The sequence below is a fragment of the Agrococcus lahaulensis DSM 17612 genome, assembly GCF_000425105.1.
In the GTDB taxonomy this organism is placed as follows: domain Bacteria; phylum Actinomycetota; class Actinomycetes; order Actinomycetales; family Microbacteriaceae; genus Agrococcus; species Agrococcus lahaulensis.
The window spans coordinates 141,800-167,065 of the sequence record NZ_AULD01000005.1 but is presented as its reverse complement, the minus strand read 5'-3'; the positions used below and the strand labels follow the sequence as shown (position 1 = coordinate 167,065).

General features: G+C 72.7%; 31 protein-coding genes and 3 tRNA genes. 22 read left to right on the top strand and 12 right to left on the bottom strand.

The genetic code is table 11. The features are described from left to right. Positions 1-31: 31 nt before the first annotated feature. The 3 genes from H508_RS0101245 to H508_RS0101235 all read left to right on the top strand — a co-directional run bounded on the left by H508_RS0101245 (position 32) and on the right by H508_RS0101235 (position 3,218). A complete protein-coding gene (locus tag H508_RS0101245) occupies positions 32-790 on the top strand; it encodes an SDR family oxidoreductase (protein ID WP_026372715.1) in 759 nt (252 codons plus the stop codon). A gap of 80 nt (positions 791-870) precedes the next feature. Next, complete coding sequence (recQ, locus tag H508_RS0101240) at positions 871-2,850, top strand: DNA helicase RecQ (protein WP_026372714.1); 1,980 nt, start codon at positions 871-873, stop codon at positions 2,848-2,850. Then, entirely contained in the window at positions 2,847-3,218 is a 372-nt protein-coding gene (locus H508_RS0101235) for an RNA-binding S4 domain-containing protein (protein ID WP_026372713.1), read from the top strand. The genes recQ and H508_RS0101235 overlap by 4 nt, the downstream gene beginning before the upstream one ends. 8 nt (positions 3,219-3,226) lie before the next feature. Here H508_RS0101235 and H508_RS0101230 read toward each other — a convergent pair whose 3' ends face one another. From H508_RS0101230 to H508_RS0101220, 3 genes are read right to left on the bottom strand one after another with little or no spacing between them, the layout of a single operon-like run. Then, the gene (locus H508_RS0101230; protein ID WP_026372712.1) at positions 3,227-3,442 is read right to left on the bottom strand and encodes a hypothetical protein; all 216 of its coding nucleotides are present in this window, start codon (positions 3,440-3,442) and stop codon (positions 3,227-3,229) included. A 6-nt stretch (positions 3,443-3,448) separates the two neighbouring features. Further along, a complete protein-coding gene (locus tag H508_RS0101225; RefSeq protein WP_026372711.1) occupies positions 3,449-3,679 on the bottom strand; it encodes a hypothetical protein in 231 nt (76 codons plus the stop codon). A gap of 46 nt (positions 3,680-3,725) precedes the next feature. Next, the gene (locus tag H508_RS0101220) at positions 3,726-3,941 is read right to left on the bottom strand and encodes a hypothetical protein (RefSeq protein ID WP_026372710.1); all 216 of its coding nucleotides are present in this window, start codon (positions 3,939-3,941) and stop codon (positions 3,726-3,728) included. A 61-nt stretch (positions 3,942-4,002) separates the two neighbouring features. On the opposite strand from H508_RS0101220, the gene H508_RS13790 reads away from it, so the two are divergent. After that, entirely contained in the window at positions 4,003-4,854 is an 852-nt protein-coding gene (locus tag H508_RS13790; protein WP_245569418.1) for an HpcH/HpaI aldolase/citrate lyase family protein, read from the top strand. Positions 4,855-4,906: 52 nt separating this feature from the next. Here the strand turns inward: H508_RS13790 and H508_RS0101210 are convergent, their stop codons facing one another. Both H508_RS0101210 and H508_RS13785 read right to left on the bottom strand, forming a co-directional pair. Continuing rightward, positions 4,907-5,098 (bottom strand): CsbD family protein, encoded by a 192-nt coding sequence (locus tag H508_RS0101210; protein ID WP_021010422.1) that lies wholly within the window; start codon positions 5,096-5,098, stop codon positions 4,907-4,909. Between the two features lie 67 nt (positions 5,099-5,165). Beyond that, positions 5,166-6,959 (bottom strand): MDR family MFS transporter, encoded by a 1,794-nt coding sequence (locus H508_RS13785; RefSeq protein WP_084154903.1) that lies wholly within the window; start codon positions 6,957-6,959, stop codon positions 5,166-5,168. A 94-nt stretch (positions 6,960-7,053) separates the two neighbouring features. Here H508_RS13785 and H508_RS0101200 point away from each other — a divergent pair, with 94 nt between their 5' ends. From H508_RS0101200 to H508_RS0101165, 7 genes are all read left to right on the top strand, one after another. Further along, positions 7,054-7,845, top strand: a complete 792-nt coding sequence (locus H508_RS0101200) for a M15 family metallopeptidase (protein ID WP_026372709.1) — start codon at positions 7,054-7,056, stop codon at positions 7,843-7,845. 9 nt (positions 7,846-7,854) lie between these two features. Continuing rightward, on the top strand, positions 7,855-8,145 hold the full coding sequence (locus H508_RS17620; RefSeq protein ID WP_026372708.1) for a hypothetical protein: 291 nt from the start codon (positions 7,855-7,857) through the stop codon (positions 8,143-8,145). A gap of 23 nt (positions 8,146-8,168) precedes the next feature. Continuing rightward, positions 8,169-8,456: a hypothetical protein gene (locus tag H508_RS0101190; protein WP_026372707.1), complete on the top strand. Its 288-nt coding sequence runs from the start codon at positions 8,169-8,171 to the stop codon at positions 8,454-8,456. A 4-nt stretch (positions 8,457-8,460) separates the two neighbouring features. Continuing rightward, on the top strand, positions 8,461-8,700 hold the full coding sequence (locus tag H508_RS17615; protein WP_026372706.1) for a hypothetical protein: 240 nt from the start codon (positions 8,461-8,463) through the stop codon (positions 8,698-8,700). A 42-nt stretch (positions 8,701-8,742) separates the two neighbouring features. Continuing rightward, the gene (locus tag H508_RS13780; protein ID WP_084154901.1) at positions 8,743-9,993 is read left to right on the top strand and encodes a CapA family protein; all 1,251 of its coding nucleotides are present in this window, start codon (positions 8,743-8,745) and stop codon (positions 9,991-9,993) included. Between the two features lie 145 nt (positions 9,994-10,138). Further along, a complete protein-coding gene (locus H508_RS0101170; protein WP_026372705.1) occupies positions 10,139-10,486 on the top strand; it encodes a DMT family transporter in 348 nt (115 codons plus the stop codon). After that, positions 10,486-10,815, top strand: a complete 330-nt coding sequence (locus tag H508_RS0101165) for a DMT family transporter (RefSeq protein WP_026372704.1) — start codon at positions 10,486-10,488, stop codon at positions 10,813-10,815. The genes H508_RS0101170 and H508_RS0101165 overlap by 1 nt, the downstream gene beginning before the upstream one ends. Before the next feature lie 155 nt (positions 10,816-10,970). Here H508_RS0101165 and pgm read toward each other — a convergent pair whose 3' ends face one another. Beyond that, a complete protein-coding gene (gene pgm / locus H508_RS0101160; protein WP_026372703.1) occupies positions 10,971-12,620 on the bottom strand; it encodes a phosphoglucomutase (alpha-D-glucose-1,6-bisphosphate-dependent) in 1,650 nt (549 codons plus the stop codon). Between the two features lie 193 nt (positions 12,621-12,813). On the opposite strand from pgm, the gene pheA reads away from it, so the two are divergent. Beyond that, positions 12,814-13,758, top strand: coding sequence for a prephenate dehydratase (gene pheA, locus H508_RS0101155; RefSeq protein WP_026372702.1), 945 nt, complete (start codon positions 12,814-12,816; stop codon positions 13,756-13,758). Between the two features lie 187 nt (positions 13,759-13,945). Here the strand turns inward: pheA and H508_RS0101150 are convergent, their stop codons facing one another. Further along, complete coding sequence (locus H508_RS0101150) at positions 13,946-14,926, bottom strand: diacylglycerol/lipid kinase family protein (protein WP_026372701.1); 981 nt, start codon at positions 14,924-14,926, stop codon at positions 13,946-13,948. A gap of 89 nt (positions 14,927-15,015) precedes the next feature. On the opposite strand from H508_RS0101150, the gene serS reads away from it, so the two are divergent. The 8 genes from serS to H508_RS0101105 all read left to right on the top strand — a co-directional run bounded on the left by serS (position 15,016) and on the right by H508_RS0101105 (position 19,903). Continuing rightward, positions 15,016-16,293: a serine--tRNA ligase gene (gene serS, locus H508_RS0101145; protein ID WP_026372700.1), complete on the top strand. Its 1,278-nt coding sequence runs from the start codon at positions 15,016-15,018 to the stop codon at positions 16,291-16,293. Then, positions 16,293-17,093 carry an HAD family hydrolase gene (locus H508_RS0101140; RefSeq protein ID WP_026372699.1) on the top strand — a complete coding sequence of 267 codons (801 nt, stop codon included), beginning with the start codon at positions 16,293-16,295 and terminating at the stop codon, positions 17,091-17,093. The genes serS and H508_RS0101140 overlap by 1 nt, the downstream gene beginning before the upstream one ends. Positions 17,094-17,220: 127 nt before the next feature. Next, positions 17,221-17,305, top strand: a tRNA-Ser gene (locus H508_RS0101135). Positions 17,306-17,335: 30 nt separating this feature from the next. Then, a complete protein-coding gene (locus tag H508_RS13775) occupies positions 17,336-18,613 on the top strand; it encodes an LCP family protein (protein WP_035253597.1) in 1,278 nt (425 codons plus the stop codon). A gap of 163 nt (positions 18,614-18,776) precedes the next feature. After that, positions 18,777-18,865, top strand: a tRNA-Ser gene (locus H508_RS0101125). 178 nt (positions 18,866-19,043) lie between these two features. Further along, entirely contained in the window at positions 19,044-19,247 is a 204-nt protein-coding gene (locus H508_RS0101120) for a cold-shock protein (RefSeq protein WP_026372698.1), read from the top strand. 82 nt (positions 19,248-19,329) lie between these two features. Beyond that, positions 19,330-19,402 (top strand) — tRNA-Arg (locus H508_RS0101115). A 189-nt stretch (positions 19,403-19,591) separates the two neighbouring features. Beyond that, positions 19,592-19,903 (top strand): hypothetical protein, encoded by a 312-nt coding sequence (locus H508_RS0101105; protein ID WP_026372697.1) that lies wholly within the window; start codon positions 19,592-19,594, stop codon positions 19,901-19,903. 16 nt (positions 19,904-19,919) lie between these two features. Here H508_RS0101105 and H508_RS0101100 read toward each other — a convergent pair whose 3' ends face one another. Continuing rightward, positions 19,920-20,357 carry a hypothetical protein gene (locus tag H508_RS0101100; RefSeq protein ID WP_026372696.1) on the bottom strand — a complete coding sequence of 146 codons (438 nt, stop codon included), beginning with the start codon at positions 20,355-20,357 and terminating at the stop codon, positions 19,920-19,922. 76 nt (positions 20,358-20,433) lie between these two features. Next, the gene (locus tag H508_RS0101095; RefSeq protein ID WP_026372695.1) at positions 20,434-20,937 is read right to left on the bottom strand and encodes a hypothetical protein; all 504 of its coding nucleotides are present in this window, start codon (positions 20,935-20,937) and stop codon (positions 20,434-20,436) included. A 157-nt stretch (positions 20,938-21,094) separates the two neighbouring features. Here H508_RS0101095 and speB point away from each other — a divergent pair, with 157 nt between their 5' ends. Next, positions 21,095-22,030, top strand: coding sequence for an agmatinase (gene speB, locus H508_RS0101090; protein WP_026372694.1), 936 nt, complete (start codon positions 21,095-21,097; stop codon positions 22,028-22,030). 305 nt (positions 22,031-22,335) lie between these two features. Here speB and H508_RS0101080 read toward each other — a convergent pair whose 3' ends face one another. Further along, entirely contained in the window at positions 22,336-22,758 is a 423-nt protein-coding gene (locus H508_RS0101080) for an OsmC family peroxiredoxin (protein WP_026372693.1), read from the bottom strand. Positions 22,759-22,887: 129 nt separating this feature from the next. Here H508_RS0101080 and H508_RS0101075 point away from each other — a divergent pair, with 129 nt between their 5' ends. Beyond that, positions 22,888-23,259, top strand: coding sequence for an FKBP-type peptidyl-prolyl cis-trans isomerase (locus tag H508_RS0101075; protein ID WP_026372692.1), 372 nt, complete (start codon positions 22,888-22,890; stop codon positions 23,257-23,259). Positions 23,260-23,358: 99 nt separating this feature from the next. On the opposite strand, the gene H508_RS0101070 is transcribed toward H508_RS0101075, so the two are convergent. Next, positions 23,359-24,702 carry an FAD-binding oxidoreductase gene (locus H508_RS0101070; protein WP_026372691.1) on the bottom strand — a complete coding sequence of 448 codons (1,344 nt, stop codon included), beginning with the start codon at positions 24,700-24,702 and terminating at the stop codon, positions 23,359-23,361. Further along, positions 24,699-25,259, bottom strand: a complete 561-nt coding sequence (locus H508_RS17745) for a histidine phosphatase family protein (RefSeq protein ID WP_051222467.1) — start codon at positions 25,257-25,259, stop codon at positions 24,699-24,701. Before H508_RS17745 ends, H508_RS0101070 begins: the two co-directional genes overlap by 4 nt. Positions 25,260-25,266: the final 7 nt, after the last annotated feature.

The following is a 25,266-nucleotide window of genomic DNA, read 5'->3' as shown; positions in this document are numbered from 1 at the left end:
ACCGCTCGCGCTTCCCGCGTACGGTGAGGGCATGCGGATCGTCGTGGTTGGTGGATCGGGGAACGCGGGCTCGGCGATCGTGCGAGCCATCGGCCGGCGGGGCGAGCGGCCCGCGCCGATGTCGCGCTCGGGCAGGACGATCGCCGGCGCGCCGGGCGTCAGGGCCGACGTCGTCACGGGGGACGGGCTCGACGACGCGCTTGCGGGAGCGGACGTCGTCGTCGACTCGCTCAACTCGCGCAACCCGCTCGACCTGCGCCCCTTCACGATCGGCACTCGCAACGTCGTGCAGGCGGCCGAGCGCGCCGGCGTCGGCCGGGTCGTGCTGCTGTCGATCCTCGGCGTCGAGCGCTCGCGGCTCGGCTACCACCGCCGCAAGCGGCAGCAGGAGCTCGCCTACCTCGAGTCGCCGCTCGAGGTGTCGGTCGTGCGCGCGGCGCAGTTCCACGAGTGGTCGGTCGACCAGTTCGAGGCGGGCTCCGCGCTCGGCGCCATCCCAGTCGCGCTCGGCGGCCGCCTGCAGCCGGTCGCGGTGAGCGAGGTCGCCGACCTCGTCGCGCAGGAGGCGCTCGAGCCGACCGGCAAGCGGTTCACCGAGATCGCCGGCCCTCAGGTGCGCATCTCGCGGGACCTCGCGAAGTCGTGGCAGCGCATCACCGGCGCGCGCGGCCTCATCGTCAACGGCCCGTTCCCGCCCTCGCTGCTCGACTACCTGCGCTCGGGCGCCAATCTCACCGAGCAGCACAAGGGCTCGATCACCTTCGAGGAGTGGCTCGAGCGGCGGCGCTGAGCCCACAGGGAGGGCGTCGCCCCGCACGCCGCGTCGGCGGCCGCGCCTAGGCTGATGCGCAGGGCCACGGAGGGGGATGCGTGACGGACGCGAGGCACGACGACTGGGTGCCGCCGAGCGACGACGACGCCCCAGGGGCGTGGGAGTCGTGGGGCGAGCCGGCCGACGGCTGGCTCCCGCCGACCGACGCGGACGCGCCGGCAGGGGGCGTCCGCACCGCCGTCCGCCCCGCGACGCGCGCGCCCGGCATCGCCGCGACGGCGAAGGCGGCGACGCCGCTCGAGGCGCTCACGCGCGTGTGGGGCTACGACGCGTTCCGCGGCGAGCAGGCGCAGATCATCGACGAGGTCGTCGCGGGCCGCGACGTCGTCGTGCTCATGCCGACAGGCGGCGGCAAGAGCCTCTGCTACCAGATCCCCTCGCTCGTGCGCGAGGGGACGGGCGTCGTCATCAGCCCGCTCATCGCGCTCATGCACGACCAGGTCGACGCGCTCGAGCAGCTCGGCGTGCGCGCCGCCTACCTGAACTCCACGCAGAGCCCCGACGAGCGGCGCGACGTCGAGCGGCGCCTGCTCGCGGGCGAGCTCGACATGCTCTACCTCGCGCCCGAGCGGCTGCCCGTCGCGCAGGCGCTGCTCGACGCCGCCCCGATCGCGCTCTTCGCCATCGACGAGGCGCACTGCGTGAGCCAGTGGGGGCACGACTTCCGCCCCGACTACCTGCAGCTCTCGATGATCGGCGAGCGCTGGCCCGACGTGCCCCGCATCGCGCTCACGGCGACCGCGACGGTCGAGACCCGCGCCGAGATCGTCGAGCGGCTCGGGCTGCACGGCGCGAAGGTGTTCGTCTCGAGCTTCGACCGCCCCAACATCCAGTACCGCATCGCCCCGAAGCAGGACGCGAAGGCGCAGCTGCTGCGCATCATCCGCGACGAGCACCCCGGCGCGGCCGGCATCGTCTACTGCCTCTCGCGCAAGTCCGTCGAGTCGACCGCCGACTGGCTGCGCGCGCAGGGCGTCGACGCGCTCCCGTACCACGCGGGCCTCGACGCCGGCAGGCGCGCGAGGAATCAGCAGCGCTTCCTCCGCGAGGACGGCGTCGTGATGGTCGCGACCATCGCGTTCGGCATGGGCATCGACAAGCCCGACGTGCGCTTCGTCGCCCACCTCGACCTGCCGAAGTCGGTCGAGGGCTACTACCAGGAGACGGGGCGCGCGGGCCGCGACGGCGAGCCGTCGACCGCGTGGCTCGCCTACGGCCTGCAGGACGTCGTGCAGCAGCGGCGGATGATCACCGACGGTGAGGGCGACGCGCAGCGCAAGCGCAACCAGACGATGCACCTCGACGCGATGCTCGCGCTGTGCGAGACCGTCGAGTGCCGGCGCGTGCAGCTGCTCGCCTACTTCGGCGAGCCGAGCGAGCCGTGCGGCAACTGCGACACGTGCCTCACGCCGCCCGACTCCTACGACGGCACCGTCCCGGCGCAGAAGCTGCTCTCGACCATCGTGCGGCTGCAGCGCGAGCGGCGCCAGTCGTTCGGCGCCGGTCACCTCGTCGACATCCTCGTCGGCGCCGACACCGAGCGCATCCGCCGCTTCGGCCACGACCAGCTCGCGACCTACGGCATCGGCAACGACCTGAGCGCCGTGCAGTGGCGCGGCGTCGTGCGGCAGCTGCTCGCGCAGGGCCTGCTGCAGCCGCAGGGCGAGTTCGGCGTGCTCGGGCTCACCGACGCCTCGGCTGCCGTGCTCGCCGGCGAGCGGGAGGTGCGGCTGCGGCACGAGGTGAAGGCGCCGGCGAACGTCGCGCGCCGCTCCGAGAGCACCGCGCAGCTCGACGACGCGGCGCAGTCGCTCTTCCAAGCGCTGCGCTCGTGGCGCGCCAGCACGGCGAAGGAGCAGTCGGTGCCTGCCTACGTCGTCTTCAACGACAAGACGCTCGCCGCGATCGCCGAGCGCCGCCCGCGCACGATGGTCGAGCTCTCGACCATCTCGGGCGTCGGCGAGTCGAAGCTCGAGCGCTACGGCGCCGCGGTGCTCGAGGTGCTGGCCGAGGCATGAGCGAGCGAGTCCGGCTCGACGTCTGGATCTGGGCGGTGCGGCTCGTGAAGACGCGCGCCGCCGCGACCGAGGCGTGCCGCGGCGGTCATGTGAAGCTGAACGGCAACGCCGCGAAGGCGGCGCAGCCCGTGCGCGTCGGCGACGAGGTGCGAGTGCGCATCCACGGCTTCGACCGCGTCGTCATCGTCAAGCAGCTGCTCGCGAAGCGGGTGAGCGCGCCGCTCGCTGCCGAGGCGATCGAGGACCGCTCGCCGCCCCGGCCGAGCGCGATCGACGCGGCGCAGGTGCCGTTCCGGCCGCGGGGCGCGGGCCGGCCGTCGAGCCGCGAGCGGCGCGAGATCGACCGGCTGCGGGGTCGCGCCGACTGACGTCTCGGCTACCAGAGCCCGGGCTGGTCGTCCATGAGGGCGCCGAGCAGGAAGACGAACAGTGCGACGCCGAAGCAGAGCGCGACGAGTCCGCTCAGCAGCGCGAGCCAGCCGCCCCGCTTCGGCGTCGAGCCGGTGCCGCGCATGCTCATCACGACGCCGACCACCGTGAGGACGACGGCCGCGACGAAGACGGCCAGGACGATCGCGAATCCCGCGGGCATGCTCGCTCAGCCGCCCGTCGTGAGCGCCATGATCCACGAGATCGCGCCGAGGATCGCGGCGATCGCGCCGGCGACGATCAGCACGATCGCGAGCACGCGGTTCTGCGAGCCGTGCTCCTGCTTCTCGCGGCGGCGGCGCCCGCTCGTCAGCAGCAGGGTGCCGAGCACGAGCGCGCCGAGGCCGAGCGCCAGCACCCAGGTGGCGACTCCCTGCGACATTCCGAAGATGGCGTCCATGCCGCCGAGCCTAGGAGCGGATCCTGGACGATCGCCCGGGCGCCGGTCACGCCATGAAGAGCATCACGGTCCACAGCAAGCTTGGGACCGCGAGCGCGGTCCCGAGCACGAGGAGCGTCACGCCGATCGCGAGCGGCGGGCGCGAGGTGGAGTCGTCGCGTCGCCGGGAGCCGATCACGAGCAGCACGATGCCGCCCGCGATCAGCAGCAGACCGAGCACGAGGCCGGCGATGCCGAGCCCGCCGGAGTACATCATCGACATGCCGCGAGCCTAGCCAGTGGCGTCGACACCGCGCGGCAGCGCGCGGGTTAGCCTGGAGCACGTGCCTCGAACCGACATCTCTCCCGCCATCGCCCGCTCCTGGCTCCTCGTGCCGGCCTCGAAGCCGGAGCTCTTCCAGATCGCTCAGGAGAGCGAGGCGGATGCGATCATCATCGACATCGAGGACGCGGTCGCGGCGAAGGACAAGGCGCAGGCGCGCGCCGACACCGTCGAGTGGCTCTCGACGGGCCACCGCGCGTGGGTGCGCATCAACGACGCGGCGAGCGACTTCTGGAGCACCGATCTCGCCGAGCTCGAGCGGGCGCCGGGGCTCGAGGGCGTCATGCTGGCGAAGACGGAGTCCGCGAGCCACGTCAACGACACCGCCGACCGCCTGCCGGAGGGGATGCGCATCCTCGCGCTCGTCGAGACGGCGCGCGGGGTGCTGCACGTCGAGCAGATCGCGAACGCGCCGTCGACGTTCCGGCTCGCGTTCGGCACGGGCGACTTCAAGCGCGACACCGCGACGGGCGACGACCCGATCGCGCTCGCGTACGCGCGCTCGCAGCTCGTGATCGCCTCGCGGGCCGCGCGGCTGCCCGCGCCGATCGACGGCCCGACGCTCTCGATGGACGGCCTCGACGCCGGTACGCGGCTCGCGAAGGAGATGGGCATGTCGGGCAAGCTCATGCTGACCCACGAGCAGGCGCCGATGGTCAACGCGGGCCTCGCGCCGAGCCCCGACGAGGTCGCTTGGGCGCACGGCTTCGTGCGCGCGTTCGAGGAGTCAGGCGGCAAGATCACCGACGGCAGCGACCTCCCGCGGCTCGCGCGAGCGCAGAAGATCCAGGCGCAGGCGCGCGACTTCGGCATCGAGATCGACGCAACGCGGCTCGACGAGCTGAACTACTGAGGCAGGGCGAAGGGGGCGAGCGCACGCGCTCGCCCCCTTCGCAATCGGAGACCTACTTGAAGGTGTCCTTCACGTCCTTGCCGGCGTCCTTGACGTGCTCGCCCGCCTGCTTGGCGTTGGCGCTCGCCTCGTCCTTGTGGCCCTCGGCCTCGAGGCGCTCGTTGTCCGTCGCGTCGCCGATGCCCTGCTTGGCCTTGCCGACTGCCTCCTGGGCAGCGTTCGAGATCTTGTCGTCGAGACCCATCTCAACCTCCTTGATCGTGGAGCGGTCGCTCCGCCATCAAACCTAGGGGCGCTCCCTGGGAGGCGCCTCAGGAGTCCCTGGAGGGCTCGTCCCGGCCGCGGGCCGTCCGCACGACCGGGTTCGACGCGGTCGTGACGGGAGGGGCGATCGAGCCGGGGGCCGACGCATCCGCCTCGAGCTGCGCTTGCGCGGCACGCTCCTCCATCGCCTCCTCCATGGCCGACTTCTGCCGCAGCGGCGGCACGCGGAAGAAGAGGGCGATGACGAGCGCGACGCCGACGACCGCGAGCGCGACCCAGAAGGGCCCGCTGGATGCGTTCGAGAAGCCGTCGAGGAACGGGGCAGCGAGCCGCGGGTCGGCGGTGTTGAGGAACGACGAATCCTCGTTGAGCGCGCCGCCGATCTGCTCGGGGCGCGCGAGCACCTCGAGGATGCGGGCGTTGCCGGGGTCGGCGAGCACGGAGGGATCCTGCGCCGCTGCCTCGAGGTCGGCGCGCAGGTCGCGGCGCCCGAACGCGGTCTGGAGCGTCTCGGGCAGGCGGGCGAAGAGCATCGAGAAGACGACCGCGACGCCCGCGGTGCCGCCGAGCTGCCGGAAGAACGTCGCCGAGCTCGTCGCGACGCCCATGTCCTTCGGCTGCACCGCGTTCTGGCTCGCGATCGTCAGCGTCTGGTTGACCTGGCCGAGGCCGAGGCCGAGCAGCAGCTGCCCGAGCAGCAGCACCCAGAGCGGACTGTCCCACTGCAGGGTCACGAGCACGCCGTAGGCGATCGCCATGGAGGCGAGGCCGAGCACCGGGAAGGCGCCGTAGCGACCCGTGCGAGCGATGATCTGGCCCGACGCGATCGACGCGATCATGAGCCCGACGATGAGCGGCAGCGTCGCCAACCCCGCCTCGGTCGGGTTCATGCCATGCACGATCTGCAGCACGAACGGGATGATCATCATGCCGGCGAACATGCCGAAGCCGCTGAGGACGCCGAGCAGCGTGGCCATCGAGAAGGCGCGGTTGCCGAACAGGTGCAGCGGGATGAGGGCGGCGGTGCCCATCCGGCGCTCGACGAGCACGAACGCGATGAGCCCGAGGATCCCGACGACGTAGCAGACGATCGAGGCGACCGACGTCCAGCCCCACACCCGACCCTGCTCGGCCACGAGCAGCAGCGGCACGACGCCCACGACGAGCAGGGCAGCGCCCCACCAGTCGATGCGCACGCGCTCGTGGTGAGCGGGCAGGTGCAGGTAGCGCCACACCATCCACAGCGCCGCGACGCCGATGGGCAGGTTGAACAGGAACACCCAGCGCCACCCGTCGAGCGCGAGGATCTCGTCGGCGCCCGCGAACATGCCGCCGATGAGCGGGCCGAGGATCGACGAGACGCCGAAGACCGCGAGGAAGTAGCCCTGGTACTTCGCCCGCTCGCGGGGGCTCAGCACGTCGGCCATGATCGTGAGCGGCAGCGCCATCAGGCCGCCGGCGCCGAGCCCCTGGACGGCGCGGAACGCGGCGAGCTGGATCATGTCCTGCGCGAACGAGCACAGGATCGAGCCGACGAGGAACAGCGCGATCGCGGCGAGGAAGAGCGGCCGGCGGCCGAAGATGTCGCTCAGCTTGCCGTAGATGGGCGTCACGATCGTCGAGACGATGAGGAATGCCGTCACGACCCACACCTGCAGGTCGAGCCCGTGCAGGTCGTCGGCGATGGTGCGCATCGACGTGCCCACGACCGTCTGCGACAGCGACGAGAGGAACATCGCGATCATCAGGCCGACCAGCACGAGCATGATCTGGCGACGGGTCATGAAGGGGTCGCCGGGCACGGCGGTGCTCTCGGCGGCGCGCGGATCGCGCTGCGGCATAGGGGTCCTTAGCTCTCGGGAAGATCGTTAGTCTACCGAATGGTTTCTCGGGGCGCCAGCCGGGGGCGGTCGAGGCGGATGGCACGATGGATGCGTGCGTCGAGTCGTGGTGGTGGTGGCAGCAGCGCTCGTGCTGACGGGGTGCGGTGCCGCGCAGGCGCCCGCGCCGAGCGAGACCGCGGCGACGGAGAGCGAGACGCCCGCGCCGACGCCGACCGCAAGCGCAGCGGCGCCCGAGCCGACCGCGACCCCGACCCCGACGCCCCTGCCAGCCGAGCCCGACGCATCCGCCTTCGACATCGACTCGGGCGCGAGCCTGCAGGTCGTCGTCAACAAGCGGCGGCCGCTGCAGCCGCCCGAGTACCGGCCCGAGCTCGTCGCCGTCTCGAGCGCGCAGGAGGGCGGCGAGCTCGTGCGGCCCGAGCTCGACGCCGCGCTCGCGGCGATGTCGCAGGCGATGCGCGCCGAGATCGGCGAGGGCACGTTCGTGTTCTCCTCCTACCGCGGCTACGACCGGCAGGCGGAGCTCTACTCCGGCTACGTCGCGCGCTACGGGCAGGCGGAGGCCGACACGACGAGCGCGCGGCCCGGGCACAGCGAGCACCAGACGGGGCTCGCGATCGACGTCTCCGGCACCGGCGGCGCGTGCCGGCTCGCGACGTGCTTCGGCGACACCGCGGCCGGTCGCTGGCTCGCTGAGCACGCGTGGCAGCACGGCTTCGTCGTGCGCTACCCGCAGGGGCTCGAGCACATCACGGGCTACGAGTGGGAGCCGTGGCACCTGCGCTACGTCGGCGTCGAGGTCTCGACCGCGATGCACGAGCGCGGTGCCGCGACCCTCGAGGAGTTCTTCGAGCTCGAGCCCGCGCCCGACTACGCGCCGTAGCATGCCGCCATGGCGAAGGCGAGCGTGAGCGGCGGGTTCCGCGGCGGTGGAGGCGGCTTCGGTGGCGGCGGTCGCTCGTTCGGGGGCTTCTCGGGCGGCGGCGGCTCGTTCGGCGGTTCGACGCCGAGCAGCAGCTCGTGGAACTGGGCCTCGAGCGCCAGCTCGAGCGGCTCGAGCGGGCTCGACCTGTGGAGCACCGGTCGGGGCGACGACCGCGCCGAGGGCGGGGCGGCGCCGTGGTGGCTCATCGCGCTCATCCTCGCCATCTCGCTCGGCATCACGCTCCTCGGGGGCCGCTGAACCGCATCGCGTAGCCTGCCGCCATGGCGAAGCGCAGTGTGAGCGGTGGACGCAGGGGCGGCGGGGGCGGCTTCGGCCGCAGCTCGTCGCGGCGGAGCTTCTCGGGCGGCGGATCGCGGCGCGGCGGCGGCGGCTCGTTCGGCCGCTCGTCGAGCCGCTCGCGCGGCAGCAGCTCGTGGAACTGGAGCTCGAGCGGCAGCTCCGGCTCCTACCGGCGACGCGGCGGCGACGGTGGCGGGTCCTGGTCGGCGTTCGGGCTGATCATGGCGATCATCGTCATCGCGTTCCTGTTCTCCTACCTCGGCGGCTGAGCGGATGGCGAAGCGCAGCGCGCGCCCTCGCTTCCGCGGCGGCGGTGGCGGATTCCGCGGCGGATCGTTCCGCTTCTCCGGCGGCGGCATGCGTGGCGGCGGCGGCGCGTTCGGCGGCTCGTCGAGCGGCTCGAGCTCGCCCGCGCGCGGGGCCGGTCGCGGGTCGCTCGGCTCGCCGCTGTCGTGGCTGCTCCTCGTCGGCACGGTCGTCGTCTGCATCGCGGTCGCCATCATCGAGCGCTGAGGCGCGATCTCCGCCGCCTCCGCCGCGTCTAGCCTGGATGGCATGAGCGAGCGAGCATCGGTGGGCGGATCCAGGGCTCTCGGCGGCGTGCTCGCGCGTCGGCGCGGGCTGCTCGCGATCGCCGCAGCGGCCGCCCTCGTGCTCACCGGTTGCCAGCAGGGGGCGCTCGACCCCGCGCCCTCGGCCACCGACGGCGCGGCCGAGCCCACCGCATCCGCGACCCCGACGCCCACCCCCGAGCCGATCTCCGTCTCGGTCAGCGCGATGGGCGACATCCTGCCGCACGACTCGGTGACGACGGATGCGCGCACCGACGACGGCGGGTACGACTACGGGCAGTTCTTCGACGCCGCGCGGCCGATCTGGGCCGACAGCGACCTCGTCTACTGCAACCAGGAGGCGCCCTCGGGCGGCGTCGAGCTGGGGCTGACGTACTTCCCGGCGTTCAACGCGCCGCGCGAGTTCGCGGAGGGGATCGCCGACGCGGGCTGCAACACCGTGGGGCTCGGCAACAACCACACGTTCGACCGCGGGCAGGAGGGCGTCGATCGCACGCGCGCCGTGTGGGACGAGCTCGACCCGCTGCTGATCTCTGGGGCGTTCCGCTCGCCGGAGGAGCAGGCCGAGGTGCCGGTCGCCGAGGTGAACGGCATGACGGTCGCGTTCCTCAACTTCGTCGACCTCTCGAACACGCCCACGAACGACTTCGTCGTCACCTGGCTCGACGACCCGCTCGTCGAGCAGCAGATGGCCGAGGCCGAGGAGGTGGCCGACGCGACGATCATCGCGGTGCACTGGGGCGACGAGTACTCGAGCGTCGTCAATGCCCGGCAGCGCGAGCAGGCGCAGCGGCTCGCCGACCTCGGCGCCGAGGTCATCCTCGGCACGCACCCCCACGTGCTCCAGGAGGCGGAGTGGCTCGAGCGCGCCGACGGCTCGCGCGCCTTCGTCTACTACTCGCTCGGCAACTCGGTGACGACGCAGATGGCGATCCCGCGAGTCGTGAGCGCGGTCGCGCAGTTCGAGCTCGTGGGGGAGCCGGGCGGGCCGGTCGAGGTGGTCGACCCCGCGGCGGTGCCGATCTACATGCACTTCGACCTGACGCCGCAGCAGTTCCGCTCGCAGGACTGGATCCACCGCCGCAACCTGCAGCTGCACCCGCTCGTCGACGCGGCCGAGCCGATCACGCGCTCGGCGTGGCGCGACGAGCTGACGGTCGAGTCGGGCATCGAGCTCGTGACGGATGCGCTGGGTCCCGACGTGCGCATCGTCACCGACTCCTTCGCCCCGTGACGCCCGCCGTTCGTCGAGCGGCGGCCGCCCCGACCCCCGCTCGTCGAGCGGCTGCCGCCCGTACCCCCGCTCGTCGAGCGGCGGCCGCCCTTGCCCCCGCTCGTCGAGTAGCGGCCGCAGGCCGCGTATCGAGACGGATCCGCCCGTGAAGCGCTGGCTCCTCCTGGCAGCCGCCATCGCCCTCGAAGTCACCGCGACCCTCTCCCTGAAGGCCGCCCTCGACGCCCCCGCCCTCTACGCCGTCGTCGCGCTCGGCTACCTCGGCGCCTTCGCCGCGCTCGGCCTCGCGCTCCGCGCCGGCATGCCGCTCGGCGTCGGCTACGGCATCTGGGGCGCGTGCGGCGTCGTCATCACGGCCGTCGCGTCGGCGCTGCTGTTCGGCGAGGCGCTCACGCCGCTCATGGGCGCCGGCATCGCGCTCATCATGGGCGGCGTGCTGCTCGTCGAGATCGGCTCGCAGCGGGCGCAGCGCGATGCGCGGGAGACCTCGTGATCGCCTGGCTCGCGCTCATCGGCTCGATCGTCGCCGAGGTCGGCGGCACGCTCTCGTTGCGCATGGCGACGGTCGGGGAGCGGCCGAAGCGGCGCTGGTCGCTCGTCGTCGCCGGGTGCTACCTCGTCGCCTTCACGCTCCTGTCGGTGTCGCTCGCGCACGGGATGCCGCTCGGCGTCGCCTACGGCATCTGGACCGCGGTCGGCGTCGCGCTCACCGCGGTGCTGAGCCGCGTGCTCTTCCGCGAGCCGCTCACCCGCACGATGCTCGCGGGCATCGCGCTGATCGCGCTCGGCGTGCTGCTCGTGGAGCTCGGCGCCACCCACTGAGCAGCGCCGGGCTCAGCGCGCGAGCGCCTCGAGCTCGAGCACCGCGAACGAGCGCTGTCGCGGTACGAGCGCCTCTCGCGACCGGGGCCGTTCCGCCCCAGCGGGGCGGGCACGCCAGCCCCGCTCGGGCGCAGCAGCCCCCGTCGGTGGACGAACTAGCCGCCGAGCGCCGAGTCGACGATCGCCTTCGCCTCCGCCTGCACCTGCCGGAGGTGCTCGGGGCCCGCGAACGACTCGGCGTAGATCTTGTAGACGTCCTCGGTGCCCGACGGCCGCGCCGCGAACCACGCGCGCTCGGTCACGACCTTGAGCCCGCCGATCGCGGCGCCGTTGCCCGGCGCCTCGGTGAGCTTCGCGACGATCGGGTCGCCCGCGAGCTCGGTCGCGGTCACCGCGTCACCCGTGAGCTTGCCCAGCCGAGCCTTCTGCTCGCGCGTCGCCGGCGCATCCACCCGCTCGTACACCGGCGCGCCGAAGCGCTCGGTGAGCTCGCCGTAGAGCTGCGACGGCGACTTGCCCGTCATCGCGCGGATCTCCGACGCGAGCAGGCACAGCAGGATGCCGTCCTTGTCGGTCGTCCACACGGTCCCGTCGGCCTGCAGGAACGACGCGCCGGCGCTCTCCTCGCCGCCGAGCCCGACCGAGCCGTCGACGAGCCCAGGCACGAACCACTTGAAGCCGACCGGCACCTCCCAGAGCCGGCGACCCAGCGCATCCGCCACCCGGTCGATCATCGACGACGACACGAGCGTCTTGCCGATCGCCGCGTCGGCGCGCCACTGCGGCCGGTGCGCGAAGAGGTACTCGATCGCGACCGCGAGGAAGTGGTTGGGGTTCATGAGCCCGCCGTCGGGCGTCACGATGCCGTGCCGGTCGGCGTCGGCGTCGTTGCCGGTGAGGATGTCGAACTCGTCCTTGCGCGCGAGCACCGAGGCCATCGCGTTGGGGCTCGAGCAGTCCATGCGGATCTTCTCGTCCCAGTCGAGCGTCATGAACGACCAGGTCGGGTCGACGGATGGGTTGGTGACGGTCAGGTCGATGCCGTAGCGCTCGGCGATCGCGCCGTAGTAGTCGACCGCCGCGCCGCCGAGCGGATCGGCGCCGATGCGGATGCCCGCCGCCTTGATCGCCTCGAAGTCGATCGCGCCGCCGAGCGCGGCGACGTACTCCTCGCGGAAGTCGTAGAGCTCGACCCGCGGGTCGCTGCCGCCCGTCACCTCGACGCGCTGCACGCCCTCGAGGCCGCCGGCAATGAGCTCGTTCGCGCGCTTGGCGATCCAGCCCGTCGCGTCGGAGTCGGCCGGCCCGCCGTGCGGCGGGTTGTACTTGAAGCCGCCGTCGCGCGGCGGGTTGTGGCTCGGGGTGACGACGATGCCGTCGGCGCGGTCCCCGTCGGCATCGGCGCGGCCGGATGCGTCCTGGTTGTACGCGAGGATCGCGCGCGAGACCGCGGGCGTCGGGGTCACCGAGCCGCGCGCATCCGCCATCACCCGCACGCCGTTGGCGACGAGCACCTCGAGCGCCGTGCGCTCGGCGGGGAGCGAGAGGCCGTGGGTGTCGCGGCCGATGAAGAGCGGGCCGGTGATGCCCTGGCCGGCGCGGTACTCGCAGATCGCCTGCGTGATCGCGAGGATGTGGGTCTCGTTGAACGCCGCGTCGAACGCGCTGCCGCGGTGCCCGCTCGTGCCGAACGCGACCGCCTGGTCGGGGTTCGAGACGTCGGGGACGAGCTCGAAGTAGGCGCGCTCGAGGGCGGCGACGTCGATGAGGTCCTGGGGCTGGGCGACGGTACCGGCTCTGCTCATGGGGCCATCAAAGCACCGGCCGCTGAGCGGCGGCAGGTCACGGCGGGGCGACGGGCTTGCCGCCCCGCCCCGTGCACAACGCAAGCCCGGCGGCGCGGTCCCGCGGCGCGCCCGCGTCGACGCGCGCATCCGCCGCCGCCCGCCGCTCGCGGGCTTGCGCTGTGCGGATGCGCGCCCGACCTAGGCTGGAGCCATGAGCCAGCCCCGCGTCGTGACGTTCCTCGGCCCGCGCGGCACGTTCACCGAGGCGGCGCTCGAGCAGGTGCCCGGGCTCGAGCAGACCGAGCGCGTGCCGGTCGCGAACGTCGCCGAGGCGCTCGCGGCCGTCGCCGAGGGCCGCTCCGACGCCGCGATGATCGCGATCGAGAACTCCATCGAGGGCGGCGTCACCGCCGCGCAGGACGCGCTCGCCGCCACCCCGGGCCTGCGCATCCTCTCGGAGCACGTCGTGAGCGTGAACTTCTCGCTCGTCGCGCCGCCGGGCACGCGCCTCGACGACATCCGCGTCGTCGCTGCGCACCCCGTCGCGTGGGCGCAGTGCAGCGGCTGGCTGCAGCGCGAGCTGCCCGGCCGCGCGCACCTGCCAGCCGCGTCGAACGTCACGGCCGCCGCTGATCTCGGCGCGAGCGGCGCCCAAGCCGCGCTCTCGACCCCCACGATCGGCGACTGGGTCGAGGGGCTCGACGTGCTCGCCGACCGGATCGGCGACAACCCGGATGCGGTGACCCGGTTCCTGTTCGTCGGTCGCGCTGGCGCTCCCGGCGAGCCGACCGGCGCCGACAAGACGAGCCTCGTCGTCGAGCTGCCGAGCGACGAGCCGGGCATGCTGCTCGACATGCTCGAGCAGTTCGCGACCCGCGGCGTCAACCTCTCGCTCATCCAGTCGCGGCCGATCGGCGACCGGCTGGGCCGCTACCGCTTCGTGATCGACGCTGACGGGCACATCAAGGACGAGCGGGTGGCGGATGCGCTGCTCGGCCTCAAGCGCTTCTCCCCGTCGGTGACGTTCCTGGGCTCGTACCCGCGGGCCGATGGTCAGCGGATCCACGTCGAGCGCCGCTACAGCGACCGCTCGTTCGTCGAGGCCCGCGACTGGCTGCGGGGGCTGGTCGCCGGGGAGCCGCTCTCCGACGGCTGAGCGCATCCCGCTCCTCCCGTTGGTCGAGCAGCGCCGCCCTCAACCCGTTGGTCGAGTAGCCGCCGCAGGCGGCGTATCGAGACCGGTCTGTCGCAGCGGCGTTCTTGGTCTCGATACGCCCGGCCGGCGGCCGGGCTACTCGACCGACGGGTGGAGCGGCCGGGCTGCTCGACGAACGGATGGGGCGTCAGACCGCAGGGCCCTCGTCGCGCGCGTGCTCGGCCGGCACCCGCACGCGCAGCGCCTCCTCGCGGATGCCGGCGCGGAGCGCGATCGCCTCGCCCACGACGTCGCCGTCGACCTGCACCGCGCGCGGCTCGTCGAGCCGCGCCTGGGTCTCCTTCGCCTGCCCGTAGCCGAGCGCCGCGCCGGTGCGCTGCCGGCCGAGGTGGCCGCGTCGTCGCAGCAGCTTCGTCACGATGAGGTTGTTGCGGGCGATGTAGCCGGCGACCTGCGCCCAGCCGCGCACGCCGCGCGGACGCACGAGCGCGATGTCGAGCATCCCGTCGTCGATCGCCGCGTCGGGGAGGATGATGATGCCGTTCGTCACGGTGCCGCAGTTGCCGATCAGCATCGTGTTGACCGTCGAGCGCGTCGTGCGCCCGCCGTCCATCCGCACCGCCACCCGCACCTTGTCGAGCGACGAGATGACGCGACCGGCCGCATCCACGTAGGCGAGCCAGCCGACCTTCTTCTTGAGTCCCTCGTCGGTCTTGTCGATCATCTCGGCGTCGAGGCCGAAGCCGACCATGACCGCGAACGCGTGCTTCGAGCGCGTGCCGTCGGGCGCCTGGATCTCGAGCTCGCCGAGGTCGATCTCGCGCTCGGTGCCGCCGAACGCGGTCCGGAGGGCCTCGACCGCGTCGGTCACGTCGATGCCGAGGTTCCGGGCCAGCAGGTTGCCGGTGCCCGCGGGCACGATCGCGAGCGGCACGTCGGTGCTCGTGATCTCGTCGGCCGCGACCCGCACGGTGCCGTCGCCGCCCGCGACGATGAGCAGGTCGATGTCCTCGGCGAGCGCCGCCTTGACCGCGGCGCGGCCGGAGTCGTCCGCATCCGTCTCGAACCACACGGGCTCCGACCACTCGATCGGCTCGGCGGTCTCGACCCGCCGGGCGAGGGTGTCGCGATCGACCTTCACCGGGTTGTAGACGATGCCTGCGCGCATGTCGGCACAGTACCCCGTGCATCCGGGACGGATCCCGAGGCGGTCGCGGCTCCGACGGTCCGTTCACCCACGGCTCCTAGACTGGAGGGGTGATCGATCCCCAGCTGCTGCGCGACCAGCCCGACCTCGTGCGCGAGAGCCAGGAGCGCCGCGGCGACCCCGTCTCGCACGTCGACGACGCGCTGACCGCCGAGGCCGCCCGCCGCGCCGCCATCACCGAGTTCGAGCGGCTGCGCGCCGAGCAGAACGCGCACGGCAAGCTCGTCGGCCAGGCCGCCAAGGAGGACCGCCCGGCGCTCATCGAGCAGGGCAAGGCGCTCGCCGCCGGCGTGAAGGAGGCGCAGGCGCGCGTCACCGAGGCCGAGGCCGCCTTCGACACCGCCGTCTCGCGGCTCGGCAACCTCGTGCACCCCGACGTGCCCGCCGGCGAGGAGGCGAACTTCGTCACGCTCGCGACGCACGGCGAGGAGCGCTCGTTCGACTTCGAGCCGCGCGACCACGTCGAGCTCGGCGAGAGCCTCAAGGCCTTCGACATCGCGCGCGGCGCGAAGGTCGCCGGCTCCCGCTTCTACTACCTCACCGGCATCGGCATGCGGCTCGAGCTCGCGATCATGCTGCTCGGCCTCGACCAAGTGCTCGCCGACGGCTTCACGCCGCTCACGACGCCGACGCTCGTGCGGCCCGAGATCATGCGCGGCACGGGCTTCCTCGGCGAGCACGCCGACGAGGTCTACCACCTGCCCGCCGACGACCTCTACCTCACCGGCACCTCCGAGGTCGCGCTCGCGGGCTTCCACGCCGACGAGATCATCGACGTCGACGAGCCGAAGCGCTACGCCGGCTGGTCGACGTGCTACCGCCGCGAGGCGGGCTCCGCGGGCCGCGACACCCGCGGCATCCTGCGCGTGCACCAGTTCAACAAGCTCGAGATGTTCTCGTACGTCAAGCCCGGCGAGGCCGAGGCGGAGCACGACCGGATGCGCGCCCTCCAGGAGCGGATGCTCCAGGCGTGCGAGCTCGACTACCGCGTCATCGACGTCGCGGCCGGCGACCTCGGCTCCTCCGCCGCGCGGAAGTTCGACATCGAGGCGTGGATCCCGAGCCAGCAGCAGTACCGCGAGCTGACGTCGACCTCCAACTGCACGACGTTCCAGTCGCGCCGGCTCGGCACGCGCTACCGCACCGAGAGCGGCAAGACGGCGCCCGTGGCGACGCTCAACGGCACCGCCGCCACGACCCGCTGGCTCGTCGCGATCCTCGAGACGCACCAGCGGGCCGACGGCTCGGTGCGCGTGCCCGAGGCGCTGCAGCCCTACCTCGGCGGCCTGTCGGTCATCGAGCCCGCCGCCGCGACGGTGGGTGCGTGATGGAGCCGCTGCTCATCGCCCTCGACATCGACGGCACGATCGTCCACGAGGACGACTCGCTCTCGCCCCGGGTGGCGGATGCGGTGCGTGCGGTCGTCGAGGCCGGTCACGTCGTGATCCTGGCCACCGGGCGCTCCCAGCCGACCACCGAGTCGACGGCCGAGCGGCTCGGGATCGAGCCGAGCCACCTCGTCGCGGCGAACGGCGCACTCGTGCTCGAGCGCAAGGCCGGCCGCTACGAGCCGCTCCACGTCGAGACCTTCGACCCCGAGGAGGCGCTCCGCACGATCGCGAAGGGGCTGCCGAGCGGCGCCTTCATGGTCGAGGACGCGACCGGCCACCGCCGCTACACGAACGGCATGCACGACTGGAACCTCGAGGATGCTGAGCAGGTCGAGTTCGACGACCTCTTCCAGCAGCCCGCGATGCGCGTCGTGGTGATGAGCCCCGACCACGCGGCCGACGAGTTCCTCGAGATCGTCGAGCGGATGGGCCTGCACAAGGTCTCCTACGCGATCGGCTACTCGTCGTGGCTCGACATCGCCCCCGACGGCGTGACGAAGGCGACGGGCCTCGAGCGCGTCGCGAGCCTGCTCGAGATCCCGCGGGAGCGGATCCTCGCCGTCGGCGACGGCCGCAACGACATCGAGATGTTCGAGTGGGTCGCCGCGGGCGGCGGCCGCGCCGTCGCGATGGGGCAGGCGCCCGACGAGGTCAAGGCGGCCGCGAGCGAGTCGACGTCCGACGTCCACGACGACGGCCTCGCCGAGGTGCTCGAGGGGCTGCTCGTCAGCGCGTAGCCCCCGCCCCGCGCACGAGTGACCGCCCTGCCATCGGGTCGTCACGCCGATGGCGTAGTCGACGCATCCCATCGCGCCGTACAATTCCCCGAGGCCCCGCCGCGCACCCAGCCCGCGCGAGGCGCCTGGAGGGCTGTCCGAGCGGCCGATGGAGCCGGTCTTGAAAACCGGTGGGCAGCGATGCCTCGTGGGTTCGAATCCCACGCCCTCCGCACGAGACCGCCAGACCAGGAGGGCGCCCCATGGCAGCCGAGCGCGCGACCACCGTCGTCGACACCTCGTCGATGACGCCGCGCCACGGGCGGCTGCGGCGGCACTCGGGGATCGCCCACGTCTTCCGCTGGATCGCGCTCGGCATGGCCGTCGTGCTTGCGGCGCTCGTCGGCGTCGTCGGCATCTCGGTGCTGCGCGTCACGACCGGCATCACGACCGTCGACCTCGCCGCCGACGTGCCGCCCGCCCAAGCCGGCTTCGCGCCCTACGAGGGCGGGTTCACGATCCTCATGGTCGGCTCCGATCAGCGCGAGGGGCAGGGCGAGGAGTTCGGCGAGTCGGCCTACGACGGCGACAAGCTCAACGACGTCACGATGCTCCTGCACGTCAACGACGACCACAGCCGAGCGCGCGTCGTCTCGTTCCCGCGCGACCTGCTCGTCGACTTCCCCGCGTGCGAGGACCCGGAGACCGGCGAGACGGTGCCCGCCGAGCGGAACGTGCAGTTCAACCAGGCGCTCGGCCGCGGCGGGCTCGCGTGCGTCGCGACGGTCGTCGAGAGCCTGACGGGCATGGACGTGCCCTACGCGGCGATGATCACCTTCCAGGGCGTCATCAACATGTCGACCGCGGTCGGCGGCGTGCCGGTCTGCTTCGCCGGCCCGATCGACGACCCGTGGACGGGCCTCCAGATCGAGGAGGCGGGTGTGCACGAGCTCGAGGGGGAGCGGGCGCTGCAGTTCCTCCGCTCCCGGCACGGCGTCGGCGACGGCTCCGACCTCGCGCGCATCTCGTCGCAGCAGGTGTTCCTCTCGTCGCTCGTGCGCACGCTGCAGTCGGATGCGGTGCTCACCGACTTCACGCGGCTCTACGCGATCTCGCAGGTCGCGATCGAGAACATGACCCTCTCGTCGGGCCTCGGCGACATCGGCACGATGGTGTCGATGGCGCGCGTGCTCGCCGACATCCCGCTCGAGACGATGCAGTTCGTGCTCTTCCCGAACGTGCCGGAAGGGGCGCGGGTCGTCCCCGACGAGGAGCGCGCCGAGGAGCTCATGCGCCGCATCCGGCTCGACCTGCCGATCGAGCTCGGCGAGGACTCGCTCGGTGTGGGCTCGACCGACCAGACGCCCGAGCCGACGACCGGGCCCACCGCATCCGCCACCCCGGAGCCGACCGAGACGCCCGAACCGACGGAGAGCGCCGCCCCCGGGGCGACGCCGACGCCGACGCCCACCGACGAGCTCGAGGGCGTCATCGGTCAGGACGCGTCGCAGGAGTCGTGCGTCGTGCCCTTCGGCGGCTGACCGCCCGCGCTGTCGAGGAGCGCGCGCAGCACGGCCTCTCCCGCTGGTCGAGTAGCGCGCGCAGCACGGCCTCTCCCGCTGGTCGAGTAGCGCGCGCAGCACGCGTATCGAGACCATGCCCCGCTTTGCTAGACTTGCCGTCGGCCTGCCCACCGCGGGCCACGGAGACGTCGCATAGTCCGGCCTAGTGCACCACCCTGCTAAGGTGGAGTCCCCAATAGGGGACCGAGGGTTCAAATCCCTCCGTCTCCACGGACCGAGGCCCCGCTTCCTTCTGGAATGCGGGGCCTCGCTCGTCCTCCGGCGCGAGCCGGCGGAAAAGTTCTCAGCGCGGCGGCGGTCATCGACGCTACGCTGAGAGCGGCGCAGGGCAGATCTTGCTCGGCGCTTTTGAATGCGGCTCCGGCCGCACAGCATGATTGAAGGAAATATGGCAACCGGCACCGTCAAGTGGTTCGACTCCGGCAAGGGCTTCGGCTTCATCGCTCCGGATGACGGCGGCAAGGATCTGTTCGCTCACTACAGCCAGATCCAGTCCAGCGGCTTCAAGACCCTCGAGGAGGCTCAGGCAGTCGAGTTCGAGATCGTCGAGGGCAACAAGGGTCCGCAGGCTGCGAACATTCGCCCCCTGTGAGCCTGGTCGCGTCCCCGTGACGCGGCTCGATTCGCGCTGACGGCCAGGGATCAGGTAGTCTGATCCCTGGCCGTTCGGCCAGGCGCCCGTAGCTCAACGGATAGAGCATCTGACTACGGATCAGAAGGTTGGGGGTTCGAGTCCCTCCGGGCGCGCACTGTGTTGAGACAGTAGAAGGCCACCTGCGGAAGCAGGTGGCCTTCGTGGTTTCGGATGCGTCCGCGTCCGCTTGCGCCTCGAGGCGAGTCCGGGGCCCGCGCGGTGCCGGGATCGCGACCACCATGGACTTCGACTACAGCGAGCTCACGCCTGACTCGTAGGCCGCTCGGGCCGCATACGAGCGCATGGCCGAGGGCCTCGCGGCCGACGCGGTGAACGGGCTGCGCGAGCGACTCCTCGAGCGCTGGCCGCCGGGGACCGAGCTGCGGTGGACGAGCGATCCGGATGACGAGGGCGTGGTGCGCCACGCGCTGCTGCTCGATGCGCGCGGTCGGCTGCTCGCGACCGGGGAGGACTTCACGATGCCGGCGGTGTTCCGCGGCGCCGTCTTCCGGCGCAGCCTCGAGCCGCACTCGGAGCGGCTGCACGCCCACGGCGAGCCGGAGTCGTGGTCGCTCGACCTGACGTTCGAGCGGGAACGCCACCCGAACGGCTGAGGCGGCGATCCGCCGCTCAGGACGCCGGGGTCTGGCCCTCCTCGGTCGCGTTGAACCACGCGAGCCACCCGCCGGCAGTCCGGTGCACCTCGTAGGCGCCGCACCAGACGACCTCGTCCGGCAGCTCGCTCGCGTCGGCGAAGCCGCCGTACCGGCCGTCGAACGGGAGCGTCGAGCGGGGCCCCACCGCGCATCCGCTCGGCTCGCTCCCCGTGAACGCGATCACGGCGCTCGTCTCGTCGTTCGTCGCGGTCGTGCGGATGCTCGCGGCATCGTCGGGCAGCCAGCTCGGCATCTCCACGCCGACCCAGCCCTCGGAGGCCTCGGCTCGGGAGTCGAACGCTTCGCTGTGCACGCGCTCGAACGCGTCGGCGATGCTCGTGCAGCCCGAGAGGGCGGTGACGGCGAGCGAGGCCGCGGCGAGGGCGGCGATGGTGGGGAGGCGTCTCCTCATGCCTCCATCGAATCGGTCGAGGCCGCCGGTCCGCGTCGCACGGACGACGGATCGCGCGTCGTCCCCGCGGATGATCTCAGGGCGCGTCGTCGTGCACACCGCACGAGCAGCCGACCGCTCCGGTCTCGCGGCTCCGCTCGGTGTAGGCGTGCAGCACCGCCTGCTCGAAGAGCACCTGGTGGGGCGAGAGGAACTGCTGCACCGCGGCGGGCAGCCGGCCGGCGAAGCGGTGCACGGGGCTGCCGACCGTGAGCTCCGCCACGTGCACGGCGACGTAGACGAGCGAGAGCAGCGAGAAGAGGGTGAGTCCCCGGCCGTCGGGCAAGAATGCGCTCACCACGGGGATGAGCACGACGACGCCGAACAGGCCGTGCAGCAGCGGCGAGCGGCGCAGCCGCGCCCGAGCGGCATCGCGCCCGTGGTCGCGCGCGGCGAGCACCGCGGTCGCGCGGGCGATCTCGTGCGCCTCCTCGTGCGGCGTGCGCTCGTCGGCGGCGATGCGGCCGATGCGCTCCGCGCGTCGCGCGTAGCGCTCGATCGCGGCCATCGCCCCGTCGCCCTGCATGCCCTCGTCGTCCACTGCCGCACCTCCTCCACCATTCTCTCGCGCGCGGCCGGGAGTCCGCACCCGGCCGCGGGGCCGCCCGGGCTCGATCGCGACGCGTGCGATGATCACGACGGGAGCGACCGCATCCGGCCCGGTCGTCCACGCCGAGCGCGCCGGATGGGGAGGCGACATGATCGGTCAGCGAGACGACCCGGGGCTGCCGCGCTACGCGGGGATTGCGACCTTCGCGCTGCTGCCGCAGCTGCACGAGGTCGAGCACGCGGATGTCGCTGTCGTCGGGATCCCGTTCGACTCGGGCACGAGCTTCCGGCCCGGCGCGCGCTTCGGCCCCGCGCACGTGCGCGAGCACTCCAGGCAGCTGCACCCCTACCACCAGGCGCACGACTCGTTCCCCTTCCGCGATCGCCAGGTGGTCGACGGCGGCGATCTGCGGGTCGGCCCCTACGACATCGAGGCCGCCGTCGAGGCGATCCACGAGCAGGCGCGGGCGCTCGTGCAGCGGGGCACGACCGTCGTGGCGATCGGCGGCGATCACACGATCGCCCTGCCGCTGCTGCGGGCCGCCGCCGAGCGGCACGGTCCGCTCGCCGTGCTCCACTTCGACGCGCACCTCGACACCTGGGACACGCTGCACGGCGCGAGCATCTGGCACGGCTCGCCGTTCCGGCGCGCGGCGGAGGAGGGGCTGCTCGACCTCGAGCACTGCCAGCACGTCGGCATCCGCGGCGGCATCTACGACCCGAGCGAGCTCGAGGACGACGCGCGCGCGGGCTTCGCGATCATCCGCACCGACGACTTCGCCCGCAGCTCCGCCGAGCAGCTCGCGGAGCGCATCCGCGCCCGTCTCGGCACCGGGCCGGTCTACGTGTCGATCGACATCGACGTGCTCGATCCCGCGCACGCGCCCGGCACCGGCACGCCCGAGGTCGCGGGCATCAGCACGCGAGAGCTCTTCGGCGTGCTGCGAGCCCTGCGCGGGCTGGACATCGTGGGCGGCGATGTCGTCGAGGTGCTCCCGGCCCACGACCACGCCGGCATCACGGGGCTGGCCGCCGCGCACGCGGTGTGGGAGCTGCTCGCGCTCATCCCGCCGCCGTCGCGCTGAGCGGAAGGCCTCCGGACGCAGCGCGGCCGCGGGCCGACATTGCTGTCGGGGCCGCGGCCGCGACCGTCGGGGGCAGGCTACTTGGAGCTGCCGCCGCCCATGATGATGAAGTCGTCCTCTCCGCCCATGATGATGAAGTCATCCTCGCCGAGCGGCGAGAGGAGGAGGTGGGTGGGGAGCTGCTTGAAGCCCATTGGAGTTCCTTTGCATGTGGTGGTGGGTGGTTCCCTCGCAGGGCCGACCTAGCCCCTGCGCGGGTCTACTGCTGAATGTAAGGCATCCACCGCCTTCGCGCGATGGGTTTCTCAGCTCTCCAGGGTGGCGCTCTCGAGCTGGATCTCGATGCCGGCCAGCGCCTGCGACACGGGGCACCCTGCCTTCGCCTCCTCGGCGTGCTTCGCGAACTGCTCCTGGTCGATGCCGGGCACCTTCCCGCTCACCGTCAGGACGCTCGTGGTGATGCCCTTGCCGGGCTCGAACGACACCTTCGCGCTCGTGCTGAGCGACTCGGGCGCGTGCCCGGCCTCCTCGAGCGCGTGCGAGAGCGCCATCGCGTAGCACGAGGCGTGCGCGGCCGCGATGAACTCCTCCGGCGTCGAGGCGCCGCCCTCCTCGGCGCGCGCCTTCCACGTGAGGTCGAAGCTCGAGCCGGTGCCGAGCGTGGTCGTGCCGGAGCCGCTGCTGAGCGGCCCGTTCCAGCTGGTGCTCGCGTTCGAGGTGATGGCCATGAAGTCCTCCTTGAGTTCGCGTCCCGTCCGCCGTCGGCGGCCGACAGCGCCAGGCTACGCGCGCAGGCTTGAGGTCGGGTGGTCGGATGCGTCGGAAGGCGTCGAGCGCGCCCGTGGGAGGATGGGTGCATGACTGAGAAGCCCGAGATCGACGCCCCCGAGGGGCCCGCGCCCGCTGACCTCGAGATCACCGACATCACCGTCGGCGACGGCGAGGAGGCGGTGAACGGCAAGCAGGTGAGCGTGCACTACGTCGGGGTGACGCACTCCACCGGCGAGGAGTTCGACGCCTCCTACAACCGCGGCGCTCCGCTCGAGTTCCCGCTCGGCGTCGGCATGGTCATCAAGGGCTGGGAGCAGGGCATCCTCGGCATGCGCGTCGGCGGCCGCCGCAAGCTCGTCATCCCGCCCCACCTCGCCTACGGCGAGCGCGGCGCGGGCGGCGTGATCGGCCCGAACGAGGCGCTCATCTTCGTGTGCGACCTGGTCGCCGTCCGCTGACCCGCTGCCGGTGATCGAGTAGGCCGCGGAGCGGCCGTATCGAGATCCTTGCGATCGTCTCGATGCGGCCTTCGGTCCTGCTCGACGAACGGGGCGACCTCAGACGGCCTTGCCGGGGTTCAGGATGCCGAGCGGATTGGACGCGGCCCGCACCGCCCGCTGCAGCTCGAGCTGCCGCTCGCCGAGCTCATCGACGAGCCAGCGGCGCTTGAGGATGCCGACGCCGTGCTCGCCCGTGAGCGTGCCGCCCATCGCGATCGCCGCCTCGAACACCTCGTTCGCGCACGCCCAGATCTCGTCGCTCGGCTCCGTGCCGTCGAAGACGAACGTCGGGTGCAGGTTGCCGTCACCGGCGTGCGCCGTCGTTGCGAGCCGCACGCCGTGCCGGGCCGACGCCTCGTCGCACGCGCGGAACATGTCGGCGAGCCGCGACCTCGGCACCGAGACGTCCTCGACGAGCACCGTGCCGAACGACTCGAGCGCGAAGTGCACCTGCCTGCGCACCTGCACGAGCACATCCGACCGCGCCGCGTCGTCGGTGCGCTCGACGCGCCCGCCGTGGGCGGCGAGGATCGCCGCGACCGCCTCCGACGTCGCGGCGGCGCCGAGGTCGTCGGTCTGCACGAGCACGAACGCGCCCTCCATCGGCTGGCCGGTGTAGGCGGCGAGCATCGAGACGGCGTCGCGGCCGACGAGCTCCATGATGGCGGGGCGGATGCGCGCGGCCGTCACGGCCGTGCACGCGGCGGCGGCGAGGGCCTCGTCGTCGAAGAACGCGCCGACCGTCCAGATGCCGCCCTCGACGAGCGGGCGCAGCTTGAGCGTCGCGCCGACGACGATGCCGAGCGTGCCCTCCGAGCCGATCATGAGCGCCGTGAGGTCGAGCCCCGTGACGCCCTTCACGGTGCGGTGGCCGGTCGAGATGAGGCTGCCGTCGGCGAGCACGACGTCGAGCGCGAGCACCCACTCGCGCGTCACGCCGTACTTCGCGCACAGCAGGCCGCCAGCGTTCGTGGCGATGTTGCCCCCGACCGTCGAGATCGCGCGGCTCGCCGGGTCGGGCGGCCACCACAGGCCGTGGGCGGCGAGCAGCTCGTTGAGCTCGGCGTTCCGGATGCCCGGCTCGACCACGCAGGACTGGTCGACGAGGGAGACGTCGAGCAGGCGCCGCATGCGGTCGACCGAGACGACGAGTTCGCCCTCGCCCGCGATCGCGCCGCCCGCGAGACCGGTGCCCGCGGCGCGCGGCACGACCGGCACGCGATGCTCGCTCGCCCAGCGGAGCGCGGCCTGCACGTGCTCCACCGCCTCCGCCTCGACGATCGCGAGCGGCGCCGCGAGGGCGCGATGCCCCGACTTGTCGGCGCGGGCGACGTCGAGCGCGACCGGGTCGGTGACGAGCACGTGGGCCGGGAGCGCCGCTCGGAGCGCGTCGAGGCTCACGCGAGCACCAGCCCGTCGACGAGCGTCCACGCGCCGGGCGCACCGCGGAAGCGCACCGAGTGCGCGTTGTCGGGCGTGCGGGTCTCGAGCCCGGTGACGTGGTCGGCGAAGGCGCGGATGAACGTGCCATGCGAGACGATCACGAGCGCCCCGACGGGGTTGCGCGCCGCGACGTCGTCGATCGCCGCGACCGCCCGCTGCTGCAGGTCGTCGAAGTCCTCCTCGCCGGGCCAGTCCGTGCCGAAGCGCGCGATCGCCTCGTCCTTCGTGAGCCCCTCGACCTCCCCGTAGGCGCGCTCGATGAGGCTCGCGTAGCGGCCGCCGACCTCGAGGTCGAGCTCGGCGGCGATGATGTCGGCCGTGACGGCCGCGCGCTCGAGCGTCGACGACACCACGGCATCCCACCGCCCGTCGCCCGGGGTCTCGGCCGCGAGCAGCCGCGCGGCGGTGTGCGCCTGGGCGATGCCCGTCTCGTTGAGCGGGATGTCGCTCGTGCCCTGCAGTCGTCCGGCGAGGTTCCAGTCCGTCTGGCCGTGCCGGACGAGCGCGATCTCCATGCTCCGA